The organism is Phytohabitans sp. LZ39 (assembly GCF_059359075.1).
Genome location: NZ_JCADBM010000044.1, coordinates 1 through 18,728 on the forward strand (window position 1 = coordinate 1; position 18,728 = coordinate 18,728).

Annotated in this window: 19 protein-coding genes and 1 riboswitch; of the genes, 14 read left to right on the forward strand and 5 right to left on the reverse strand. The window is 72.3% G+C overall.

Annotated elements, in window-relative coordinates; genetic code table 11:
* Both AC5L36_RS44345 and AC5L36_RS44350 read left to right on the forward strand, forming a co-directional pair.
* Positions 1-318: methionine adenosyltransferase domain-containing protein (locus AC5L36_RS44345; protein WP_441225021.1), on the forward strand; the 318-nt coding region annotated here is incomplete at its 5' end.
* A gap of 64 nt (positions 319-382) precedes the next feature.
* Positions 383-2,296 carry a primosomal protein N' gene (locus tag AC5L36_RS44350; RefSeq protein ID WP_441225069.1) on the forward strand — a complete coding sequence of 638 codons (1,914 nt, stop codon included), beginning with the start codon at positions 383-385 and terminating at the stop codon, positions 2,294-2,296.
* 197 nt (positions 2,297-2,493) lie between these two features.
* On the opposite strand, the gene AC5L36_RS44355 is transcribed toward AC5L36_RS44350, so the two are convergent.
* A complete protein-coding gene (locus AC5L36_RS44355; protein WP_441225022.1) occupies positions 2,494-3,699 on the reverse strand; it encodes an esterase-like activity of phytase family protein in 1,206 nt (401 codons plus the stop codon).
* Between the two features lie 128 nt (positions 3,700-3,827).
* On the opposite strand from AC5L36_RS44355, the gene def reads away from it, so the two are divergent.
* Genes def through AC5L36_RS44370 form a run of 3 tightly spaced genes read left to right on the forward strand, consistent with a single transcriptional unit; the run spans position 3,828 to position 6,673 of the window.
* Positions 3,828-4,388, forward strand: coding sequence for a peptide deformylase (gene def, locus AC5L36_RS44360; RefSeq protein WP_441225024.1), 561 nt, complete (start codon positions 3,828-3,830; stop codon positions 4,386-4,388).
* Between the two features lie 3 nt (positions 4,389-4,391).
* Entirely contained in the window at positions 4,392-5,315 is a 924-nt protein-coding gene (gene fmt, locus AC5L36_RS44365) for a methionyl-tRNA formyltransferase (RefSeq protein ID WP_441225026.1), read from the forward strand.
* Positions 5,273-6,673 (forward strand): RsmB/NOP family class I SAM-dependent RNA methyltransferase, encoded by a 1,401-nt coding sequence (locus AC5L36_RS44370; RefSeq protein WP_441225071.1) that lies wholly within the window; start codon positions 5,273-5,275, stop codon positions 6,671-6,673. The genes fmt and AC5L36_RS44370 overlap by 43 nt, the downstream gene beginning before the upstream one ends.
* 1,181 nt (positions 6,674-7,854) lie before the next feature.
* Here AC5L36_RS44370 and AC5L36_RS44375 read toward each other — a convergent pair.
* Positions 7,855-8,751 (reverse strand): septum formation family protein, encoded by an 897-nt coding sequence (locus AC5L36_RS44375; RefSeq protein WP_441225028.1) that lies wholly within the window; start codon positions 8,749-8,751, stop codon positions 7,855-7,857.
* An 86-nt stretch (positions 8,752-8,837) separates the two neighbouring features.
* On the opposite strand from AC5L36_RS44375, the gene rpe reads away from it, so the two are divergent.
* The 6 genes from rpe (at position 8,838) to ribH (ending at position 14,233) form a co-directional block, all read left to right on the forward strand.
* A complete protein-coding gene (gene rpe / locus AC5L36_RS44380) occupies positions 8,838-9,518 on the forward strand; it encodes a ribulose-phosphate 3-epimerase (RefSeq protein WP_441225030.1) in 681 nt (226 codons plus the stop codon).
* Positions 9,515-10,483, forward strand: a complete 969-nt coding sequence (locus tag AC5L36_RS44385; RefSeq protein WP_441225032.1) for a response regulator — start codon at positions 9,515-9,517, stop codon at positions 10,481-10,483. The genes rpe and AC5L36_RS44385 overlap by 4 nt, the downstream gene beginning before the upstream one ends.
* A gap of 100 nt (positions 10,484-10,583) precedes the next feature.
* Positions 10,584-10,731: riboswitch (FMN riboswitch) on the forward strand.
* A 116-nt stretch (positions 10,732-10,847) separates the two neighbouring features.
* Complete coding sequence (gene ribD / locus AC5L36_RS44390; protein ID WP_441225033.1) at positions 10,848-11,903, forward strand: bifunctional diaminohydroxyphosphoribosylaminopyrimidine deaminase/5-amino-6-(5-phosphoribosylamino)uracil reductase RibD; 1,056 nt, start codon at positions 10,848-10,850, stop codon at positions 11,901-11,903.
* Between the two features lie 2 nt (positions 11,904-11,905).
* A complete protein-coding gene (locus AC5L36_RS44395; protein ID WP_441225035.1) occupies positions 11,906-12,499 on the forward strand; it encodes a riboflavin synthase in 594 nt (197 codons plus the stop codon).
* Entirely contained in the window at positions 12,496-13,722 is a 1,227-nt protein-coding gene (locus AC5L36_RS44400; protein WP_441225037.1) for a bifunctional 3,4-dihydroxy-2-butanone-4-phosphate synthase/GTP cyclohydrolase II, read from the forward strand. Before AC5L36_RS44395 ends, AC5L36_RS44400 begins: the two co-directional genes overlap by 4 nt.
* Positions 13,723-13,759: 37 nt before the next feature.
* Positions 13,760-14,233 (forward strand): 6,7-dimethyl-8-ribityllumazine synthase, encoded by a 474-nt coding sequence (gene ribH / locus AC5L36_RS44405; RefSeq protein ID WP_441225039.1) that lies wholly within the window; start codon positions 13,760-13,762, stop codon positions 14,231-14,233.
* Positions 14,234-14,297: 64 nt separating this feature from the next.
* Here ribH and AC5L36_RS44410 read toward each other — a convergent pair whose 3' ends face one another.
* From AC5L36_RS44410 to AC5L36_RS44420, 3 genes are all read right to left on the reverse strand, one after another.
* The gene (locus AC5L36_RS44410) at positions 14,298-15,041 is read right to left on the reverse strand and encodes an amino acid ABC transporter ATP-binding protein (protein ID WP_441225041.1); all 744 of its coding nucleotides are present in this window, start codon (positions 15,039-15,041) and stop codon (positions 14,298-14,300) included.
* Positions 15,038-15,862 (reverse strand): amino acid ABC transporter permease, encoded by an 825-nt coding sequence (locus AC5L36_RS44415; protein ID WP_441225042.1) that lies wholly within the window; start codon positions 15,860-15,862, stop codon positions 15,038-15,040. Before AC5L36_RS44415 ends, AC5L36_RS44410 begins: the two co-directional genes overlap by 4 nt.
* 121 nt (positions 15,863-15,983) lie before the next feature.
* A complete protein-coding gene (locus AC5L36_RS44420; protein ID WP_441225044.1) occupies positions 15,984-16,832 on the reverse strand; it encodes an ABC transporter substrate-binding protein in 849 nt (282 codons plus the stop codon).
* 85 nt (positions 16,833-16,917) lie between these two features.
* Between AC5L36_RS44420 and AC5L36_RS44425 the strand changes: the two genes are divergently transcribed.
* From AC5L36_RS44425 to AC5L36_RS44435, 3 genes are read left to right on the forward strand one after another with little or no spacing between them, the layout of a single operon-like run.
* A complete protein-coding gene (locus AC5L36_RS44425) occupies positions 16,918-17,436 on the forward strand; it encodes a SigE family RNA polymerase sigma factor (protein ID WP_441225046.1) in 519 nt (172 codons plus the stop codon).
* Positions 17,433-18,434 carry a GerMN domain-containing protein gene (locus AC5L36_RS44430; protein WP_441225048.1) on the forward strand — a complete coding sequence of 334 codons (1,002 nt, stop codon included), beginning with the start codon at positions 17,433-17,435 and terminating at the stop codon, positions 18,432-18,434. Before AC5L36_RS44425 ends, AC5L36_RS44430 begins: the two co-directional genes overlap by 4 nt.
* 27 nt (positions 18,435-18,461) lie before the next feature.
* On the forward strand, positions 18,462-18,725 hold the full coding sequence (locus AC5L36_RS44435; RefSeq protein WP_441225050.1) for a phosphoribosyl-ATP diphosphatase: 264 nt from the start codon (positions 18,462-18,464) through the stop codon (positions 18,723-18,725).
* The last annotated feature ends 3 nt before the right edge of the window (positions 18,726-18,728 follow it).

Genomic DNA, 18,728 nt, shown 5'->3' on the forward strand with positions numbered 1-18,728 from the left:
TGGGTGGCCAAGAACGTTGTCGCCGCGGGTCTGGCCGAGCGGGTCGAGACGCAGGTCGCGTACGCGATCGGCAAGGCCCAGCCGGTGAGCCTGTTCGTGGAGACGTTCGGCACCGAAAACGTGCCGGTCGACCGGATCGAGAAGGCGATCAGCGAGGTGTTCGACCTGCGCCCCGCCGCCATCATCCGCGACCTCGACCTGCTCCGCCCGATCTACCAGCAGACCGCCGCCTACGGCCACTTCGGCCGCGAGCTGCCCGAGCTGACCTGGGAGAACACGGACCGCGCCGCCGACCTCAAGTCCGCCGCCGGAGCGTGAAGGGCGGCAGAATGGCGCGGTGACTTCCCGCAAACCGACGAGCGACCGGCAGCCGGCCACACGGTTGCCGGTCGCTCGCGTTTGCGTCGACGTGCCGTTGGCGCACCTCGACCGGCCGTTCGACTACCTCGTGCCGGCCGCGCTCGACGAGGGCGCCCAGCCGGGCACGCGGGTGAAGGTGCGCTTCTCCGGCCAGCTCGTCGACGGCTGGCTGCTGGAGCGGGTGGAGGAGTCCTCGCTGGACAAGCTCCTCTACGTGGAGAAGCTCGTCTCACCCGAGGTCGTGCTGACGCCGGAGGTGGCGCGGCTGGCCCGGGCCGTCGCCGACCGGTACGCCGGCAACCTCGCCGACGTCCTGCGCCTGGCCGTGCCGCCCCGCCACGCGCGGGTGGAGCAGGCCCCGCCCGCCGACCCGCCGGACATTACGGACATCGCGTTCGAGAGTGGCGGATGGGAGGCCTACGGCGCCGCCGGCTTCCTCACCGCCCTCGGCGAAGGGCGCCCGGCCCGCGCGGTCTGGTCGGCACTGCCCGGCGAAGACTGGCCGGCCCGCTTCGCCGAGGCCGCCGCGGCCACCGTGCGTGCCGGCCGCGGCGCGGTCGCCGTCGTCGCCGACGCCCGCGACCTCGACCGCCTCGACGCCGCGCTCACCGCCGTGCTCGGCCCCGGACGGCACGTCGCGCTCTCCGCCGCGCTCGGGCCGGCCAAGCGCTACCGGGCGTTCCTCGCCGCCAGTCGCGGCCAGGTGCCGGTGGTGGTGGGCACCCGGGCGGCGATGTTCGCGCCGGTGCCCGACCTGGGGCTCGTCGCGCTCTGGGACGACGGCGACGACCTGCACGCCGAGCCGCGCGCGCCCTACCCGCACGCCCGCGAGGTGCTGCTCACCCGCGCCCAGCTCGCCGGCGCGGCGGCGCTGCTCGGCGGGTACGCCCGGACCGGCGAGGCACAGCTCCTGCTCGAGACCGGCTGGGCCAAGGAGATCGTGGCGCCGCGGGAGAACGCGCGGGCCCGTACCCCCTCGATCAGCCCCACCGGCGACGACCCGCACATGGCCCGCGACGGTGCGGCCGCGACGGCGCGTCTGCCCAGCGTGGCCTGGGAGGCCGCCAAGGCCGCGCTCCGGGGCGGCGCGCCGGTGCTGGTGCAGGTGCCCCGGCGCGGCTACCTGCCGTCGATGGCGTGCGCCGACTGCCGCACCCCCGCACGCTGCCCGCACTGCTCCGGCCCGCTGGCCCTCCGCTCCTCGCACGCGGTGCCCGGCTGCCAGTGGTGTGGCCGCGTCGCCGCCGCCTACGCCTGCCCCAGCTGCGGCGGCCGCCGCCTCCGCGCGGCCGTCGTCGGCGCCCGGCGCACCGCCGAGGAGCTGGGCCGCGCGTTCCCCGGCGTGCCGATCCGGACGTCCGGCCGCGACGAGGTGCTGGCCGCCGTGCCCGACGAGGCGGCCGTCGTGGTGGCCACGCCGGGCGCCGAGCCGGTCGCCACCGGCGGGTACGGCGCCGTGCTGCTCCTCGATACGTGGGCGCTGCTCACCCGCGCCGACCTGCGCGCGAGCGAGGAAACCCTCCGCCGCTGGATGAACGCCGCCGCCCTCGCCCGCCCCGCCGGCCGCGTGGTGGTCGCCGCCGACGGCTCACTGCCCACGGTCCAGGCGCTCATCCGCTGGGACTCGCCCTGGTACGCCTCCCGCGAGCTGACCGAACGCCGCGAGCTGGGCTTCCCACCCGCCGCCCGGATGGCCAGCCTCACCGGCACCCCCGAGGCGGTCGCCGACCTCCTCGCCACCGCCCGCCTGCCCGTTGGCGCCGAGCTGCTCGGCCCGGTGCCCGCGCCGCAGGGCCAGGAGCGGATGCTGGTCCGGGTGCGCCGCGCACACCAGGCCGCGCTCGCCAAGGCCCTGCACGAGGCGGCGGGGGTGCGCGCCGCGAAGAAGGCCGCCCAGCCGGTGCGCATCCAGGTAGATCCGCTGGACCTCCTGTAGATCTTTCCGAGTCCAAAGGATTTGAGCTACCGCGATGTCCGTCGTGGTCCGGACCGCTGCTCCCGCGGCCTCACCCGTCCGCCGTTGGTCGCGCTCACCCTTTGCGCCCGGGCGTCGGGTCTCCGGCCGGAGCCTGGGCCCCGGCCGGAGACGGCTGAGCGGCCTTCCCACACCGGCGGTCGCCGCCGCGGGAAAGGTCAGCGCAGGGCGCGGGGGTCCGGGTGGAGGGACTTCGGGAGGCGGACCGTGATGAACTCGTTGTTGTCGGGCTGGCCGGGCGTGCGGCCGGACGACGACGGGTAGTTGTTGTCGTTCAGGACGGCGATGGTCTTCTCGTCCAGGATGATCACGTCTTCGATCGTCGTGAACGGGAAGCGGAACACCGGACCGAAACCGCCCAGGCCCTTCGGGTTGGCGATGTTGAGCAGGTCGACCACCAGCGTCTTGTCGAGCTTGCCGTCGTTGTCGCGGTCGCGGCGGTCGGCCAGGTAGATCTTCTTGACCAGCGCGGCGTCGCCCTGCCCGCCGTCGCGCTCGATGATCAGGAAGCGGTTGGCGTCGACCGTGATCGCGTCGCCGATCGCGTGGGCCGGGGCGTCCAGCTGGTAGGTCCAGCGCTTGCCCGTGTACGCGCCGGCCCGCAGGTCGAACTCGTACATCCGCAGCGCGCCGGCCGGGTCGCCGGTCACCGTCCCCTCCAGCAGCGGGTACAGGTAGCGGCCGTCGGGCGAGATGGCCATGCCCTCGAAGCCCTTGCTGCCGGCCAGGTTGGGCGTGCCGCCGGCCAGGAACGGGTTTTCCGGCGCGAACACGCCGGGCAGCGAGACGGGCGCGGAGAGCAGCCGGCCGGTGCGGTCGAAATGCAGCAGGAACGGGCCGAACTCGTCGCCGATCCAGTACGTGCCGTCGACCGCCCGCGTGATCGACTCCACGTCGAAGTCCGAGCCGGTGAGTACGCGGTCGGCGCGGGTCAGCGGGAAGGGCACCTTGCCGTTCGGGTCGGTCAGGTGGAAGCCGCCGAGCACGTCGATCGCGCCGGTGCGGAAGACCGGGGCGAGCCGCTGCACCCGCAGCGCGTAGTCGGCGCTGTTGGCCTTCGTGCCGAAGCCGTTGTCGGAGAGCACCTCGTACGCGCCCCCGCCGCCCCGCACGATGCCGGAGAAGCCCTGTACCGGCTGGTCCGCGAAGGGCGGCACCACGCCGTTGATGGGCGCGGTGCCGAGCGCCGCGCCGGAGGGATCGCTGGCCGGCACGTACGTCTGCGCCGGCAGCGACGCGAACCCGGTGAGCGTGGGCGTGCGTACGTCGTCATGGTCGTGAGCCGGGGTGGGGGAGCCGAGGAGGCCGAGCGCGAGCGCGGTGGCCCCGGTGGCCGCCGCCGCCCGGATGGCGATCTGTCGCATGAGCGCGGACGCTAGGTGCGCCGGATGAACGCCCGGTTGCGACGCGCCGCACAACCGACTCCGTAGACTGGTATGCCACCTCTTTTTCGCTCGTCGCGTCGCGACAAGCCCGTGCAAGGAGCCCCGCTGTGACCGTCCAGCCCATCCGAGTGTTCGGCGACCCCGTGCTCAGGACGCCCGCCGAGCCGGTCGTCGACTTCGACGCGGAGCTGCGGCGGCTCGTCGCCGACCTGACCGAGACGATGCAGGAGGCGAGCGGGGTGGGGCTGGCCGCGCCGCAGCTCGGCGTGGGGCTGCGGGTGTTCACGTTCGACGTCGACGACGTGCTCGGCCACCTGGTCAACCCGGTGCTCAGCTTCCCGGACGACGAGGAGCAGGAGGGGCAGGAGGGGTGCCTGTCCATCCCCGGCCTCTACTTCGACACCAAGCGCCGGCTCAACGTGGTGGCGCAGGGCTTCAACATGTACGGCGACCCGGTGCGGATCGTCGGCAGCGAGCTGATGGCCCGCTGCGTCCAGCACGAGACCGACCACCTCGACGGCGTGCTCTTCGTCGACCGTCTCGACACCGAGGCGCGCAAGGAGGCGATGAAGGCGATCCGGGCCGCCGAGTGGTACGACGCGGGAGCCCCGCCCACCGTAAAGGTGAGCCCGCACGCCTCCAGCAGCCCATTCGGCCTGGGTCGGTGACGGGTGCGCCTGGTATTCGCCGGCACGCCGGCCGTCACGCTGCCCGCGCTGGACGCGATCGCCGCCTCCGGCCATGACCTCGTCGCCGTGGTGACCCGGCCCGACGCGCCCGCCGGTCGGGGCCGCCGCCTGGTCCGCTCGCCGGCCGGCGCGTGGGCCGACGAGCGGGGCATCGAGGTGCTCACCCCGGCTCGCCCGCGCGAGCCGGAGTTCCAGGCCCGGCTGCGCGACATCGCGCCCGACTGCGTCCCGGTCGTGGCCTACGGCGCGCTGGTGCCGCCGGCCGCCCTGGAGATCCCCAAGCGCGGCTGGATCAACCTGCACTTCTCCCTCCTGCCGGCCTGGCGGGGTGCCGCGCCGGTGCAGCACGCGGTGCTGCACGGCGACACGGTCACCGGCGCGAGCGTCTTCCAGCTGGAGGCGGGCATGGACACCGGGCCGGTGTTCGGCACGCTGACCGAGGAGATCAAGCCCACCGACACCGCCGGCGACCTGCTCGACCGGCTCGCCGTCTCCGGGGCGGGCCTGCTGGTGGCGGTACTCGACGCGATCGAAGCGGGCTCGGCCCGCGCGGAGCCGCAGCCGGCCGACGGGGTCTCGCTCGCCCCCAAGATCACGGTGGAGGACGCGGAGGTGCGCTGGCGCGAGCCGGCCTTCGCGGTCGACCGGCGGGTCCGCGCCTGTACGCCGGCGCCGGGCGCGTGGACCATGTTCCGCGGCGACCGCGTCAAGCTCGGCCCGGTCCGACCGGTGCGGTACGGCCCGGAGCTCCAACCGGGCGACCTCCTCGTCGAAAAGGACCGGGTGCTGGTGGGCACGGCGACCGACCCGGTAGCCCTGGGCGAGGTGCGGCCGGCCGGCAAGAAGGCGATGTCCGCTCTCGACTGGGCCCGCGGCGCCCGCGTCTCGGCGGAGGCGTTCGCGTGAGGGCGGCGGTGCGCCCCGACCTGCCCCGCCGGGCGGCCTACGAGGCGGTGGCCGCCGTGCACCGCGACGGCGCCTACGCCAACCTGGTGCTCCCGGCCATCCTGAGCGACCTGCGCCTGTACGGGCGGGACGCGGCGTTCGCCACTGAGCTCGCCTACGGCACGCTCCGCCACGAAGGCACCATCGACATGATCGTCGCGGCCGCGGCCGGGCGCGAGGTCGCCCGGATCGACCCGCCGGCCCGCGACGCGCTGCGCCTCGGCGCGTACCAACTGCTGCACACCCGCGTGCCCGCGCACGCCGCGGTCTCGGCGACCGTCGACCTGGTGCGGTCGGTCGCGCCGGGCGCCACCGGCTTCACCAACGCGGTGCTCCGCGAGATCGCCACCCAGGATCTCGACGCCTGGATCGGCAAGGTCGCGCCGCCGTACGACGAGGACCCGGTCGCCCACCTCGCCGTCGCCGACGCCCATCCACAGTGGATCGTGCGGGCGTTCGGCGAGGCGCTCGGCGGCGACCTCGACGAGACCACCCGCCTGCTGATTGAAGACAACCAGCGCCCGCCGGTACACCTGTGCGCCCGACCCGGCCGCGCCGACGCGGTCGAGCTCGCCGACGAGGTGGGCGGCGCGCCGGGCGCCTTCTCGCCCTACGCGGTCTACCTGCCCGGCGGCGCCCCCGGCGACCTGCGCGCGGTGGTCGAGGGGCGGGCGCACGTGCAGGACGAGGGCTCCCAGCTCGTCGCCGCCGCGCTCACCAACGCACCGCTCGACGGCCCGGACGCCCGCTGGCTCGACCTGTGCGCCGGCCCGGGCGGCAAGACCGGCCTGCTCGGCTCCCTCGCCACCGAGCGCGGCGCCGAGGTGACCGCCGTCGAGGTCGCCGAACACCGCGCCCGCCTCGTCGAGCAGGCCACCCGCGGCCTCCCCGTGACGGTGCTGCACCAGGACGGTCGCGACCCGCTGCCCGACCCGCCCTACGACCGCGTCCTCGTCGACGCCCCCTGCACCGGGCTCGGCTCGCTACGCCGCCGCCCGGAGTCACGGTGGCGCCGCCAGCCCTCCGACCTGCCCCCGCTTACGCGGCTCCAGCGCGAGCTGCTGCGTGCGGCGTTCACCGCGGTGCGGCCGGGCGGGCTGGTCGCCTACGTGACCTGCTCGCCCCACCTCGTCGAGACCCACGTGACGGTCACCGAGGCGGCCCGGCGCAGCGGCCTGCCGGTCGACCTCGTCGACGCCAGGCCGTTTCTGCCAGCGGGGATGCCGGGGCTCGGCGCGGGCCCGACCGTCCAGCTGTGGCCCCACCGCCACGGCACCGACGCGATGTTCCTCGCCTTGCTGCGGCGCGGCCATTCTTAAATCTGGGCTACCGCGGCGTCCGCGGTGGTCGCGGTCCGTTGCTCCCGCGGCCTCACCCGTCCGCCGCTGGTCGCGGTTACCCCCTTCAAACCGCCCTCTCCGTGCCGGCGGCTATGGCGTTTTGCCCACAATCGCCGGGCCGCTGACTCGGGCTTCGGTCGCGGTTACTTCGGCGCCTCCGGCGGGGCCTCGGGCTCCGGCCCGGCCGTCCCCGGCTTGGTTCACGTTCTTGGGTGGGTGGTTGCGGTGGGAGCCGTGCCGTATGCCGTCGTCCAAGCTGAGCCGAGCAGACCAGCGCCGGGGCCGCCAGCCACCGTCTGATGGTTGCGGGTTCGTGGTTCGTGGCGGCCCCGGCGCTGGTCCGCTCCCCGTTCGGGTGGACGACGGCATACGGCACGGCTCGGGCTTCGCGCGCTGGCTGCGGCTCTGGGGGGTGGCCGGCCTCGGTGGGGGTTGATATTTATGCATCGCCTGGAAGTAGATCTAGAACATTTGTGGTTGCCCCTTCGACCATAAGTGTTCTAGATCCACTTGACGTGTCTCTTGCTGCGACAAGAGAAGCGACAAATGGTCTATAGGTGGCGGTGGAGGTGCCTCGGGGGTGCGCATGGATCGCATGGTTATGCACTGCGTGGCATTTCTGCGAAAGCCGAGGGGGTGCTACTTCAACCCGTCGCGTTCGGAGGTAACGCCGCGTTACCTCGGGCGTGCGGGTGCGTGCGTTTCGCTTCCGTCCGCAGTGGGTGTGGGCGGCGTATCCCTTGATCGATACCAGAACCACCCCGCCGCCAACGGATCGTGGTACACAACTGCCCCCATAAGGGCCGAGAAATACCACGATCTGCTGGCGCGACCTGCCCCCTCGCGCCGATCAAGGAAAAGCGCGTGCCTCGCGCCGGGTGCTTTCCACGACGCAACGCCGACTCCGACTGTCTCCTATGTGGGTGCAGAGCAAAGGGGGTCCGTGGACACCTCACCCCACCCCGGGGCCACCGGCCCGGGGATGGCTGTCGACCTGGACGCACAGACGGGGCAGTTCGACCCGCTAGGGGGTGAGCGCGACCGGCAGCGGACGGGTGAGGCCGCGGGAGCAGCGGTCCGGACCACCGCGGACGTCGCGGTAGCTCAAGAAAAATGTGGGGTCGGGAGGGCCGAAGCCGCCCGACCCCCGAAACCAGGCCTCAGCGGATGCGGAAGTATCCGGGACCGGCGCCCTTGCCGGAGCCACGCAGCTTCTGGTCGCTGATCCACGCGAAGCACTGCACGCCGCGGTCGCCGTCGTTCCACTCTTCCTCGGTGGGGAAGTAGATGATCGTGCCGGTGCGGAACTTGAGGTTGCCGTCGTTGGGGATCTTCGCCCACTTGGCGATCACGCCGCGGCAGCCGTCGTGGGCGCGCTGGGTGTTTTTCTCGAAGTCGGCGTACGTGCTCTCCGGCGCGGCCCAGACCCCGGCGAACTCGGCGCCGTGTGCCTGGCCGCAGGCCACCGCGTTCATCGCGTTGATGTTGTCGCCGCTGAGCACGGCGCGGAAGCAGCCGAAGGCGATCGGCGCGGCGGCCTTGAGCACGTCTTTGAGGTTGCCCGCGCGGCGCTTGATCTCGTTGGAGTCGAGCGACTGGATCTCGGTGACGTCGCAGCGGAACCAGCGGCTGCCACCCTCCCAGGCGGCCTTCGCCGGGTAGTAGATGTAGATGTCGAGGCGGCCGCCCCGCCAGTCGGCACCCACGTACTCGGTGACCTTCTTGTCGCACTCCTCGAAGGTCTTGCGCGCCCCCTCCGACCCGGCGTCGGGCGGCGCGCTCGCGTCCTTGGCCGAGCCGGTGAGCTCGCCGACGAACACCGTCTCGTAGTGGTGCTCGGTGGCGCAGTCGATCGGGTTGTACGCGGTGCGGGAGATGAGCCGCTCGTCGGGGAGCGACAGGTGGCACACGCCCGACTCCGGCACGAAGGATGTCGCCTCGGGCTGTGCCTTCCAGTCGTCGACCAGGTCGCCATCGACACCGGCCGGTTTGCTGCATGCGGCGAGCAGTGTCGCCACGAGTCCGCCCAGAACAGCCACGCTCAAAACGCGCCGCATTTTTTCACCCTCCCCAGGGTTTTGACCGGCGCAGCATACGGTACCGGGCGGGCGCCAGGGCGACTCGGCTCCGTACACTGTCGGAGGTGAGCGCACCATCGCCGGTCGTCGCGCCGAGCATCCTCGCTGCCGACTTCGCCCGCCTCGCCGACGAGGTCCGTGCTGTCGAAAACGCCGCCGACTGGGTCCATGTCGACGTGATGGACAACCATTTCGTGCCCAACCTGACGATCGGCCTGCCGGTGGTGCAGAGCCTGCGTGCGGCGACCGCGCTCCCGTTCGACGTGCACCTGATGATCGAGGATCCGGCGCGCTGGGCGCCCGGCTACGCGGACGCGGGCGCCTACAACGTGACGTTCCACGTCGAGGCGTCGGACAACCCGATCTCGCTGGCGAAGGATCTGCGCGCGGCGGGCGCCAAGGCGGGGCTGGCGATCGACCGCGACACGCCCGTCGAGCCCTATCTGGACCTCTTGCCCCACTTCGACACGCTCCTGATCATGACGATCAAGGCGGGCTTCGGCGGGCAGAAGTTCATCCCGGCGATGCTCGACAAGGTCTCCGCCGCCCGGCGGCACGCTCGCGCCGGCCACCTGGAGCTGCGCATCGAGGTCGACGGCGGGATCGCCGAAGACACGATCGCCGAGGCGGCCGAGGCGGGCGCCGACGCGTTCGTGGCCGGCACCGCCGTCTACAGCGCCGAAGACCCGGCCGAGGCGGTGCGCAAGCTGCGCGGCATAGCCGCCAGGGCGATGACGGAGCCATGACCACCGATCCGGCCGTCGAGCGGCCCGACCTGATCCTGGTCGTCGACGACGACCAGGACATCGCGCGCTTCGTGAGTGTCAACCTCAAGATCCACGGCTTCGAGGTGGTGCTCGCCGGCGACGGTCACGAGGCGCTCGAGCTGGTCGAAAAGCGCCACCCCGACCTGGCCGTGGTCGACCTGATGATGCCCCGCATGGACGGGCTCGAGCTCACCCGCCGCCTCCGGGCCAACCCGATGACCTCCGCGCTGCCTGTGATCATGCTCACGGCCAAGGGGATGACCGTCGACAAGGTGGTCGGCCTGACCGCCGGCGCCGACGACTACCTGGTCAAGCCCTTCGACACGCTGGAGCTGATCGCCCGGGTCCGCTCCACCCTCCGGCGCAACCAGGAGTTTCGCGAGGTCTCGCCGCTCACTGGCCTGCCCGGCAACACCCGCGTGCGGCGCGAGATCCTCGACCGCATGCGCAGCGGCACCGACTACGCGGTCGGCTACGTCGACATCGACCGGTTCAAGAGCGTCAACGACGTGTACGGGTTCGAGCGCGGCGACGAGTTCATCACCGCGCTGGCCCGCAGCATGCACCGCGCGGTGGTCTCGGCGGGCCTGCCACCGGCGTTCCTCGGCCACATCGGCGGCGACGACTTCGTGATCGTCTGCCACCCCGACCAGATCCTGCCGCTCACCCAGCAGGCCGTGGTCGACTTCGAGCAGGCCGCCGACGAGCTCTACGACGCCGAGCACGCCAAGCGCGGCTACGTCCTGGTGCCCGACCGCCGGGGAAACCTGCTCAAGGCCCACCTGGTCACCCTCTCGATCGGCGTGGCCCAGTCCACCGCGACCGGCCGCAAGTACGCCGATCCGCGCGAGGTCATCGCGGTCGCCTCCGAGATGAAGAAGGTCGCCAAAAACCAGCCCGGCTCCTACATCGCCGTCGACCGCCGCAAGGCCGAGAGCCAGTAGCGGTCCCACTGGACCTTTCAGCGTGCGCGACTGTGACGTTGGCCGCGTCCCGTGGTGCGTCCCACCGGCAAAGGTGTAAGACTCGATGGGTAAACCCACCACGCGCTGGCGGGGCTCGGTGAAATTCCGAACCGGCGGTGATCCGGGCGTAACGCCCGGAAAGCCCGCGACCCGGTCGTAGCCAACGGCCGGTGGACCTGGTGTGACTCCAGGGCCGACGGTCAAAGTCCGGATGGGAGTTAGCGCGCGGGACGGAGGCACCCCTGGACGGGGTCGGTTCACCGACGCTGCCGGCCACTGCCGCCCCTCACGCCACCCCCGTCTCCCTGCTTGCGCGACTCGCAGGCATCGGAGAGGGACGCGCATGACGGGCGTTGACGAGGCGATGAGGCGCGCGATCGCGCTGGCCGCCCGCGGGCTCGGCACCACAAGTCCCAACCCTGTCGTCGGCTGCGTCATCCTCGACCGCGAGGGCAAGGTCGTGGGCGAGGGCTTCCACGCGTACGCGGGCGGGCCGCACGCCGAGATCGTCGCGCTGGCACAGGCGGGGGAGCGGGCACGCGGCGGCACCGCGGTCGTCACGCTGGAGCCCTGCGACCACACCGGCCGCACCGGTCCCTGCACGACCGCGCTCATCCGCGCTGGCGTGGCCAAGGTGGTGGTGGCCGTCGCCGATCCCAACCCGCTGGCCGGCGGTGGCGTGCACACGCTCCGCGAGGCCGGCGTCGACGTGGTCACCGGCGTGCGCGAGGGCGAGGCCGAGGCGGGCAACATCGCCTGGCTGACCGCCGTGCGCCGGGGCTGGCCGTACGTGATCTGGAAGTACGCGGCGACGCTCGACGGCCGCTCCGCCGCCATCGACGGCACCAGCATGTGGATCACCTCCGAGGCGGCCCGGATGGACGTGCACAAGCTGCGCGCCACCGTCGACGCGGTCGTCGTGGGGGTCGGCACCGTGCTCGCCGACGATCCCCGGCTCACCGCCCGAAACCTGCGCGACGGCACCCTCAACATCCAGCAGCCGCTGCGCGTGGTCGTGGACTCCGCCGGCCGTACCCCGGAGAAGGCCCGCGTCCGCGATGGCGCCGCGCCCACCTGGGTGGTGACCGCCGCGGAGATGGGGACCGGCCCGGACGGGCGGGTCGACCTGGCCGCGCTGCTCACCGGCCTCTACGCCCGCGGCGTCCGGGCGGTCCTGCTGGAGGGCGGGCCGACGCTGGCCGGCGGCTTCCTGGCCGCGGGCCTCATCGACAAGATCATCGGATACGTGGCGCCGAAGCTTCTCGGCGCCGGATCGCCCGCGCTGGCCGACGCGGGCGTGCACACCATCGCCGAGGCCATCGACCTGGACTACACCGAGATCACCCAGGTCGGACCGGACCTGCGGTTCAGCGCGATTCCGCGCAAGAGGGAGGGCTAAGCATGTTCACGGGGATTGTCGAGGAGCTGGGGGAGCTGGTCCGGCTCGACTGGCACGGCGACGGCGGGGTGGCCGCGCTGCGCGGCCCGCTCGTGGCCGCGGACGCCGCGCCGGGCGACTCGATCGCGGTCAACGGCGTCTGCCTGACGGTGGTGGAGGTCGGCGGCGACGGTTTCACCGTCGACGTGATGAAGGAGACCTTCGACCGCAGCGCGCTCGGCACGCTCGCGCCCGGCGACCCGGTCAACCTCGAACGCGCGGCCACACTCGCCACGCGCCTCGGCGGCCACCTCGTGCAGGGGCACGTCGACGGGGTCGGGCGGATCGTGTCCCGCACGCCCGGAGATCGGTGGGAAGACGTCTCGATCGAACTTCCGCCGGGTCTTTCCCGTTACGTGGTGGAAAAGGGGTCGATCACCGTCGACGGGGTATCGCTGACCGTCGTCACGGTGGACGACTCGACGTTCGCGGTGAGCCTGATACCCACCACACTCGCGCTCACCACTCTCGGGCGTAAAGGCGCCGGAGACCTGGTCAACCTGGAGGTCGACGTGATCGGCAAGTACGTGGAGAAGCTCCTGGCGGTGAAGGCATGAACACCATCGAGGAGGCCGTCGCGGAGTTCGGCGCGGGGCGACCGGTGATCGTGGTCGACGACGAGGACCGGGAGAACGAGGGCGACCTCATCTTCGCGGCCGAGCTGGCCACGCCGGAGCTGATGGCGTTCATGGTGCGCTACACCTCCGGGTATGTCTGCGCGCCGATCACCGAGACGGACGCCGACCGTCTCGATCTGCCCCCGATGTACCACGTCAACCAGGACAAGAGGGGCACCGCGTACACGGTGACGGTCGACGCGCGCGAGGGCGTGAGCACCGGCATCTCGGCCGCCGACCGGGCGCGCACCGTGCGGCTGCTCGCCGATCCCGCCACCGACGCCACGCAGCTCAGCCGACCCGGCCACGTGGTGCCGCTGCGGGCCAAGACCGGTGGCGTGCTCCGCCGCACCGGCCACACCGAAGCCACCGTCGACCTGGCGGTGCTCGCCGGGCTGCGGCCGGCCGGCGTGCTGTGCGAGCTGGTCAACGACGACGGCACGATGATGCGCCTGCCGGACCTGGAGAAGTTCGCGGTGGAACACCGGATCACGATCATCACGATCGCCGACCTGGTCGCCTACCGCCGCCGCACCGAGACCCAGGTGGAACGGGTCGCCGAGGCCCGCCTCCCCACGCCGCACGGGCTCTTCCGGGCGGTCGGCTACCGGGCCGAGCTCGACCCGGAGGCCGAGCACGTGGCGCTGGTGTACGGCGAGATCGGCGACGGCGAAGACGTGCTGGTGCGGGCGCACTCCGAGTGCCTCACCGGCGACGTGTTCGGCTCGCTCCGCTGCGACTGCGGCCCCCAGCTGGAGGCCGCCCTCGCCCGGGTCGCCGCCGAAGGGCGCGGCGTGGTGCTCTACATGCGCGGGCACGAGGGTCGGGGCATCGGGCTGCTGCACAAGCTCCAGGCGTACGAGCTCCAGGACCTCGGCCGGGACACGGTGGACGCCAACCTGGAGCTGGGCCTGCCGGCCGACGCGCGCGACTACGGCACCGGCGCACAGATCCTGTACGACCTGGGCGTGCGCTCGATGCGCCTGCTCACCAACAACCCGGCCAAGCGCGCCGGGCTGTCCGGCCACGGGCTGCGCATCGTGGGCCGGGAGTCACTGCCCATCCGGCCGCACCCGGAAAACGTGCGCTACCTGCGTACGAAGCGCGACCGCATGGGTCACATCCTCGATGGCCTGGGAGACGTGGTGGAGGGTTCGGCGTGAGCCTGGTCGGTTTCGGTTTCGTCGGAAGGGCCGCCTGATGGCTGGTTTCGGAGAGCCGGGTGTGTCCACGGTGGACGCACACGGCCTGACGGTGGGGATCGTCGCGGCCCGGTGGCACGGTGACCTGACCGACCACATGCTGGCCCGCGCGATCGAGGCCGCCAAGGCCTGCGGTGTGGCCGACATCGTGGTGGCCCGGGTGGCCGGCTCGGTCGAGCTGCCGGTGGTGGCGCAGGCGCTGGCCCGCCGAAGCGACGTGGTGGTCGCGCTCGGCGTGGTCGTGCGCGGCGCCACCGCCCACTTCGACTACGTGTGCGACTCGGTCACCGAGGGCTTGACGCGGGTCGCGCTCGACGAGTCGACGCCGGTCGCGCACGGCGTCCTCACGGTCAACACGATCGAGCAGGCCCGCGACAGGGCCGGCCTGCCCGGCTCGGCCGAAGACAAGGGCTGGTCCGCCACGGTGGCCGCCCTCGACGCGGCGCTGGCGATCCGCGCGCTGTCGGCTTAGTGACGCTGCGTTCCCACAGCATCCCCACACGGGATGCTGTGGGGCGTGCCGAAGTTCGGACGGCTTACAGGCGGCCCGCCTCGATGATGCGGCTCAGGAACTGGCGCGTCCGGGCCTGCTCCGGCTCGGCGAACACCTTCTCCGGCGGCCCCTGCTCCAGCACCCGCCCACCGTCCAGAAAGCACACCCGGTCCGCCACCGACCGCGCGAACCCCATCTCGTGGGTCGCCAGCACCATCGTCATCCCGTCGCCCTTGAGGTCGCGGATCATGGAGAGCACCTCGCCGACCAGTTCCGGGTCCAAGGCCGACGTCACCTCGTCCAGCAACAGCAGCCGGGGCGAGTTGACGAGTGCGCGCACGATCGCGACCCGCTGCTGCTGGCCGCCCGAGAGCCGGTCCGGGTAGGCGCCCGCCTTCTCCGCCAGCCCGACCCGCCCCAGCCACTCGAGGGCGCGCTCCCGAGCCGCGGCCGGCGACACGCCGTGGACCCGCACGGGAGCGAGGACCACGTTCTCCAGGACCGTCATGTGCGGAAACAGGTTGTACGCCTGGAACACGATCCCGATCCGCTGGCGCACCTTGTCCGGGTTGACCCGCGGGTCGGTGATGTGTTGGCCGTCGAGGTGGATGGTGCCGTCGTCGAGCTCCTCCAGCAGGTTGACGCAGCGCAGCAGCGTCGACTTGCCGGAGCCGGACGCCCCGATCAGCGCCACCACCTCGTGCTCGGCCACGTCGAAGTCGAGCCCCTCCAACACCACGGTGCCGCCGAAGACCTTGCGCAGGCCGCGACACGACAGGACGTTCATGACTGCCTCCTCGCGGCCCGCAGCGTCACCCAGTCGGTGACCGCGATCAGCGGCGCGGCCAGCAGCACGAAGAGCACGCCCGCGACGATGTACGGCGTGTAGTTGAAGGTCTCGGCGGTGTGGATCTGCGCGGCCCGTACCGCGTCGATGGGACCGGCCAGCGACACAAGCCCCACGTCCTTCTGGAGCGCGACGGTGTCGTTGAGCAGCGGTGGCGCCACCCGTCGCACGGCCTGGGGCAGCACCACGAAGCGCATCGTCTGCCGGTAGGTGAGTCCCAGCGACCGCGCCGCAGCGAGCTGGCTCGGATGCACCGACTCGATGCCGGCGCGGAACACCTCCGCGAGATAGCCCGAGTAGGTCACGACCAACGCGATCCCGCCCAACACCAGCGTGCTCGGCATGCCCTGGAGGCGCAGGCCGGGCACGCCGAGCGTGAGCACGTAGATCACGATGATGAGCGGCAGACCGCGGAACGTGTAGGTGTATCCGGTGGCCAGCAGGCGCACCGGGAAGAAGACCGGCCCGCGGAGGGTGCGCAGCAGCGCGATGACCAGCCCGAGTGTGAGCGCGCCGATCGCGCAGAAGAAGAGCAGCCGGACGTTGAGCCACAGCCCGCGCAGCACGTCGGGGAGCGAGTCGCGGGCGACGGTCGGGTCGAGGAACGACTCGCGCACCCGATCCCACCCCGGCGCCCCGGTCACCGCGACCACCAGCAGGACACCGAGGACCAACGTGGACGCCGCCGCGATCAACACGGAGAGAAGGGTCTGTCGCCGCCGGTACGCGATGCGGTCGAGCTGAGCGGGGCTGAGCGTCACTCTGCCTCCGGGTTCGCTCGCTCGCGCGGCGCTGAAGGCGACGTCTTCCTCCGCCGCCCCGAATTCCCGACTTCGTCGGCGGGGCGGCTCCGTCCAGACGCCGCCGCGCCAGCTCGCTCGCTCACGTGAGCTCGCGCGCCCCGGCCACCTGGGCGAGCCACTGCTGTTCGAGCCGCTGAAGCTCGCCGGAGGAACGCAGCTGGTCGACCACCTGCGTCACGCACCCGGTCAGCGCCGAGCCCTTGTCGAGCACCAGCCCGAACTGCTCCGGCACGCCCACCTGCGGCAGCTGCCCCACGATCACGCCGTTTTCCAGCTCGGCCGCGGTCATGAAGAACGCGGTCGGCAGGTCGACCACGAGCCCGTCGATCTGCCCGTTCTGGAGGGCCTTCTTGGCGTCCTCGTTGGTGTTGTACACCTGCGGCTGCCCGCTCGGCTTGATCACGTCGGTGATCGCCTGGTAGCTGGTCGTCCCGACCTGGGCGCCGAGCTTCGCGTCACGCAACCCCGCGACGGAGGAGACGGATGCGATCTTGGAGGACTTGAGCGCGATCACGGTCTGCCGCACCAGGTAGTACGGGCCGGAGAAATCCACCGCCTTCTTGCGGTCGTCCGTGATCGAGAACTGGTTGATGTCGAAGTCGAAGTCCTTCGGCCCCGGCGCGACCGCCGTGTTGAACGGCACCCGCACCCAGGTCACGTCGCCCTGCGCGTAGCCCAGCCGGTCGGCCACCGCGTACGCGACCGCCGACTCGAAACCCTGCCCGTTTTCCGGCTTGTTGTCCTTGAACCACGGCTCGTACGCCGGGTTGTCCGTGCCGATCGTCAGCTTGCCCGGCGTCTTGGTGGTCAGCTGAGCCTTCGAACAGGTGGTCAGCCCCGTGGCGGCGGGCGGGGCGGGGGTGTCGTCGTCAGCGGGTGCGCAGGCCACGAGCCCCAGCACCAGGAAAATAGACAGTCGGCGGACCATGTGCGCCAGCATAAGCGGGGCTTGTAAACCTGATAATGACCTGGGGCGTCGTAGCACCGTGGCAACAACCGGGAGCGTGGTCGCCGTGACCCCGACGGCCGACGGGTGGGCCGCCGACGAGGCGGTAACGCACCTCTTCACGGCCCATTACCGGCCGCTGGTGCGCCTCGCCACGCTCCTGCTGCACGACAACGGGCGGGCCGAGGAGATCGTCCAGGACGCGTACGTGGCGCTGCACGGCCACTGGCGGCGCCTGCGTGACGCGGACAAGGCGCTCGCGTACCTGCGGGCCACCGTCGTCAACCGCTCCCGGTCGGCGCTGCGGCACCGCAAGGTCGTCGATCGCCACCTGGCGTTCGCCAGGCCCGCCCCCGACGCACCCAGCGCGGAGGCGGGCGCGCTCGACGCGCTGCGCCACGACTCGGTGGTGGCCGCGCTGCGCGCGCTGCCCACCCGGCAGCGGGAGGCGCTGGTGCTCCGCTACTACCTCGACCTGTCCGAAGCCGACATCGCCGCCACGATGGGGTGCAGCCGGGGCGCCGTGAAGAGCCACACGTCGCGGGGCATGGCCGCCCTGCGGGAGACGCTGGAGCGCACGTCATGAGGGACCGACACGAAGAGGTACTCCGCCGGGTCATGGAGGCCGAGGCGGCGAAGGTGGAGGTGAGCCCGGACGCCCTCACCACCATCCGCGCGCGGACCGTGCGCCGCGCGCGGTGGCTGCCGTTCGGGGCGATCGCGTTCACCGCCGCCACCGCGACCGCCGCGACGCTCGTCGTGGTCGCCCTCGCCGCGCGCCCGACGCCCCACGACGCGGCGCCCGACCCGGGCGCGGTCACCGCCCCGGCGACGACCCAACCCCCCGCGACCTCCGCGCCACCCACCTCGGCACCCGCGGTGCCACCACCGTCGAAGTCCAGCCCATCCTCTGGTACAAGCACCGAGTCCTTGGCCATCTACTACGTCGCCGACGACGGCGGAAAGCCACGCCTGTACCGGGAGTTCCACCGCCTGCCGGCGGACGGCTCGCCAGCGGGGAAGGTGCGGGCGGCCGTGACCGGGATGCTCGCCCAGGAGAGCGCCGAAGACCCCGACTACACGAGCGCCTGGCCCGCCGGCACCGACGTCTCGGACGCCTCCGTAGCCGGCGGGGTGGTGACCGTGCACCTCTCCGCCGCGCCGCCGGACGACCTGGCCGGTCAGCAGTTGGTGTGGACGGTGGCGGCCGCGGTCGGCGGCGATCCCCAGGTGCGCGTGCTGGTCGGCGGCCGGGAGGTGGCGAGCCTGCGCAAGAAGCCGGCGCTCGACACGCTCGGCGCGCTGTGGCTGATCGAGCCGCAGCAGGGCGCGACGGTGGCCAAGACGTTCGAGGTGCACGCGGCCGGCGCGGTCTTCGAGGCGACCGCGCAGCTGACCGTGCGCCAGGGCCGCACCGTCGTCACCGAGAAGACGATCACGCTCTCCGCCGGCGCGCCGGCCCGAGGTGAGGCGAGGATCACGCTCACGCTCGCGCCGGGCACCTATGTGCTGGAGCTGTACGCCCACTCGGCCGAAGACGGCAGCGTCCAGCATCTGGACGACCACACGGTCACGGTGCGCTGACCGGTGGGGATGACAGAATCACTGCTCGTGAAGACCTTCGAGGAGCTGTTCGCCGAGCTGTCCGCCAAGGCGGCCGCCCGTACCCCCGGGTCGGGCACCGTCGCGGCGCTGGAGCGCGGCGTCCACGCCATCGGCAAGAAGGTCGTCGAAGAGGCGGCCGAGGCCTGGATGGCGGCCGAGCACGAGGGGCCCGAGCGGGCGGCGGAGGAGATCTCCCAGCTGCTCTACCAGACCCAGGTGCTGATGCTCGCCACCGGACTGGAGCTCAAGGACGTATACCGACATCTGTGACCG

Excerpts from the sequence above, each read along its gene's own strand:
- AC5L36_RS44355 (WP_441225022.1), bottom strand. The coding sequence starts at position 3,699 with ATGCGACAGATCGCCATCCGGGCGGCGGCGGCCACCGGGGCCACCGCG.
- AC5L36_RS44375 (WP_441225028.1), bottom strand. The coding sequence starts at position 8,751 with ATGCGGCGCGTTTTGAGCGTGGCTGTTCTGGGCGGACTCGTGGCGACA.
- AC5L36_RS44385 (WP_441225032.1), top strand. The coding sequence starts at position 9,515 with ATGACCACCGATCCGGCCGTCGAGCGGCCCGACCTGATCCTGGTCGTC.
- ribD (WP_441225033.1), top strand. The coding sequence starts at position 10,848 with ATGACGGGCGTTGACGAGGCGATGAGGCGCGCGATCGCGCTGGCCGCC.
- AC5L36_RS44395 (WP_441225035.1), top strand. The coding sequence starts at position 11,906 with ATGTTCACGGGGATTGTCGAGGAGCTGGGGGAGCTGGTCCGGCTCGAC.
- AC5L36_RS44400 (WP_441225037.1), top strand. The coding sequence starts at position 12,496 with ATGAACACCATCGAGGAGGCCGTCGCGGAGTTCGGCGCGGGGCGACCG.
- ribH (WP_441225039.1), top strand. The coding sequence starts at position 13,760 with ATGGCTGGTTTCGGAGAGCCGGGTGTGTCCACGGTGGACGCACACGGC.
- AC5L36_RS44410 (WP_441225041.1), bottom strand. The coding sequence starts at position 15,041 with ATGAACGTCCTGTCGTGTCGCGGCCTGCGCAAGGTCTTCGGCGGCACC.
- AC5L36_RS44420 (WP_441225044.1), bottom strand. The coding sequence starts at position 16,832 with ATGGTCCGCCGACTGTCTATTTTCCTGGTGCTGGGGCTCGTGGCCTGC.
- AC5L36_RS44430 (WP_441225048.1), top strand. The coding sequence starts at position 17,433 with ATGAGGGACCGACACGAAGAGGTACTCCGCCGGGTCATGGAGGCCGAG.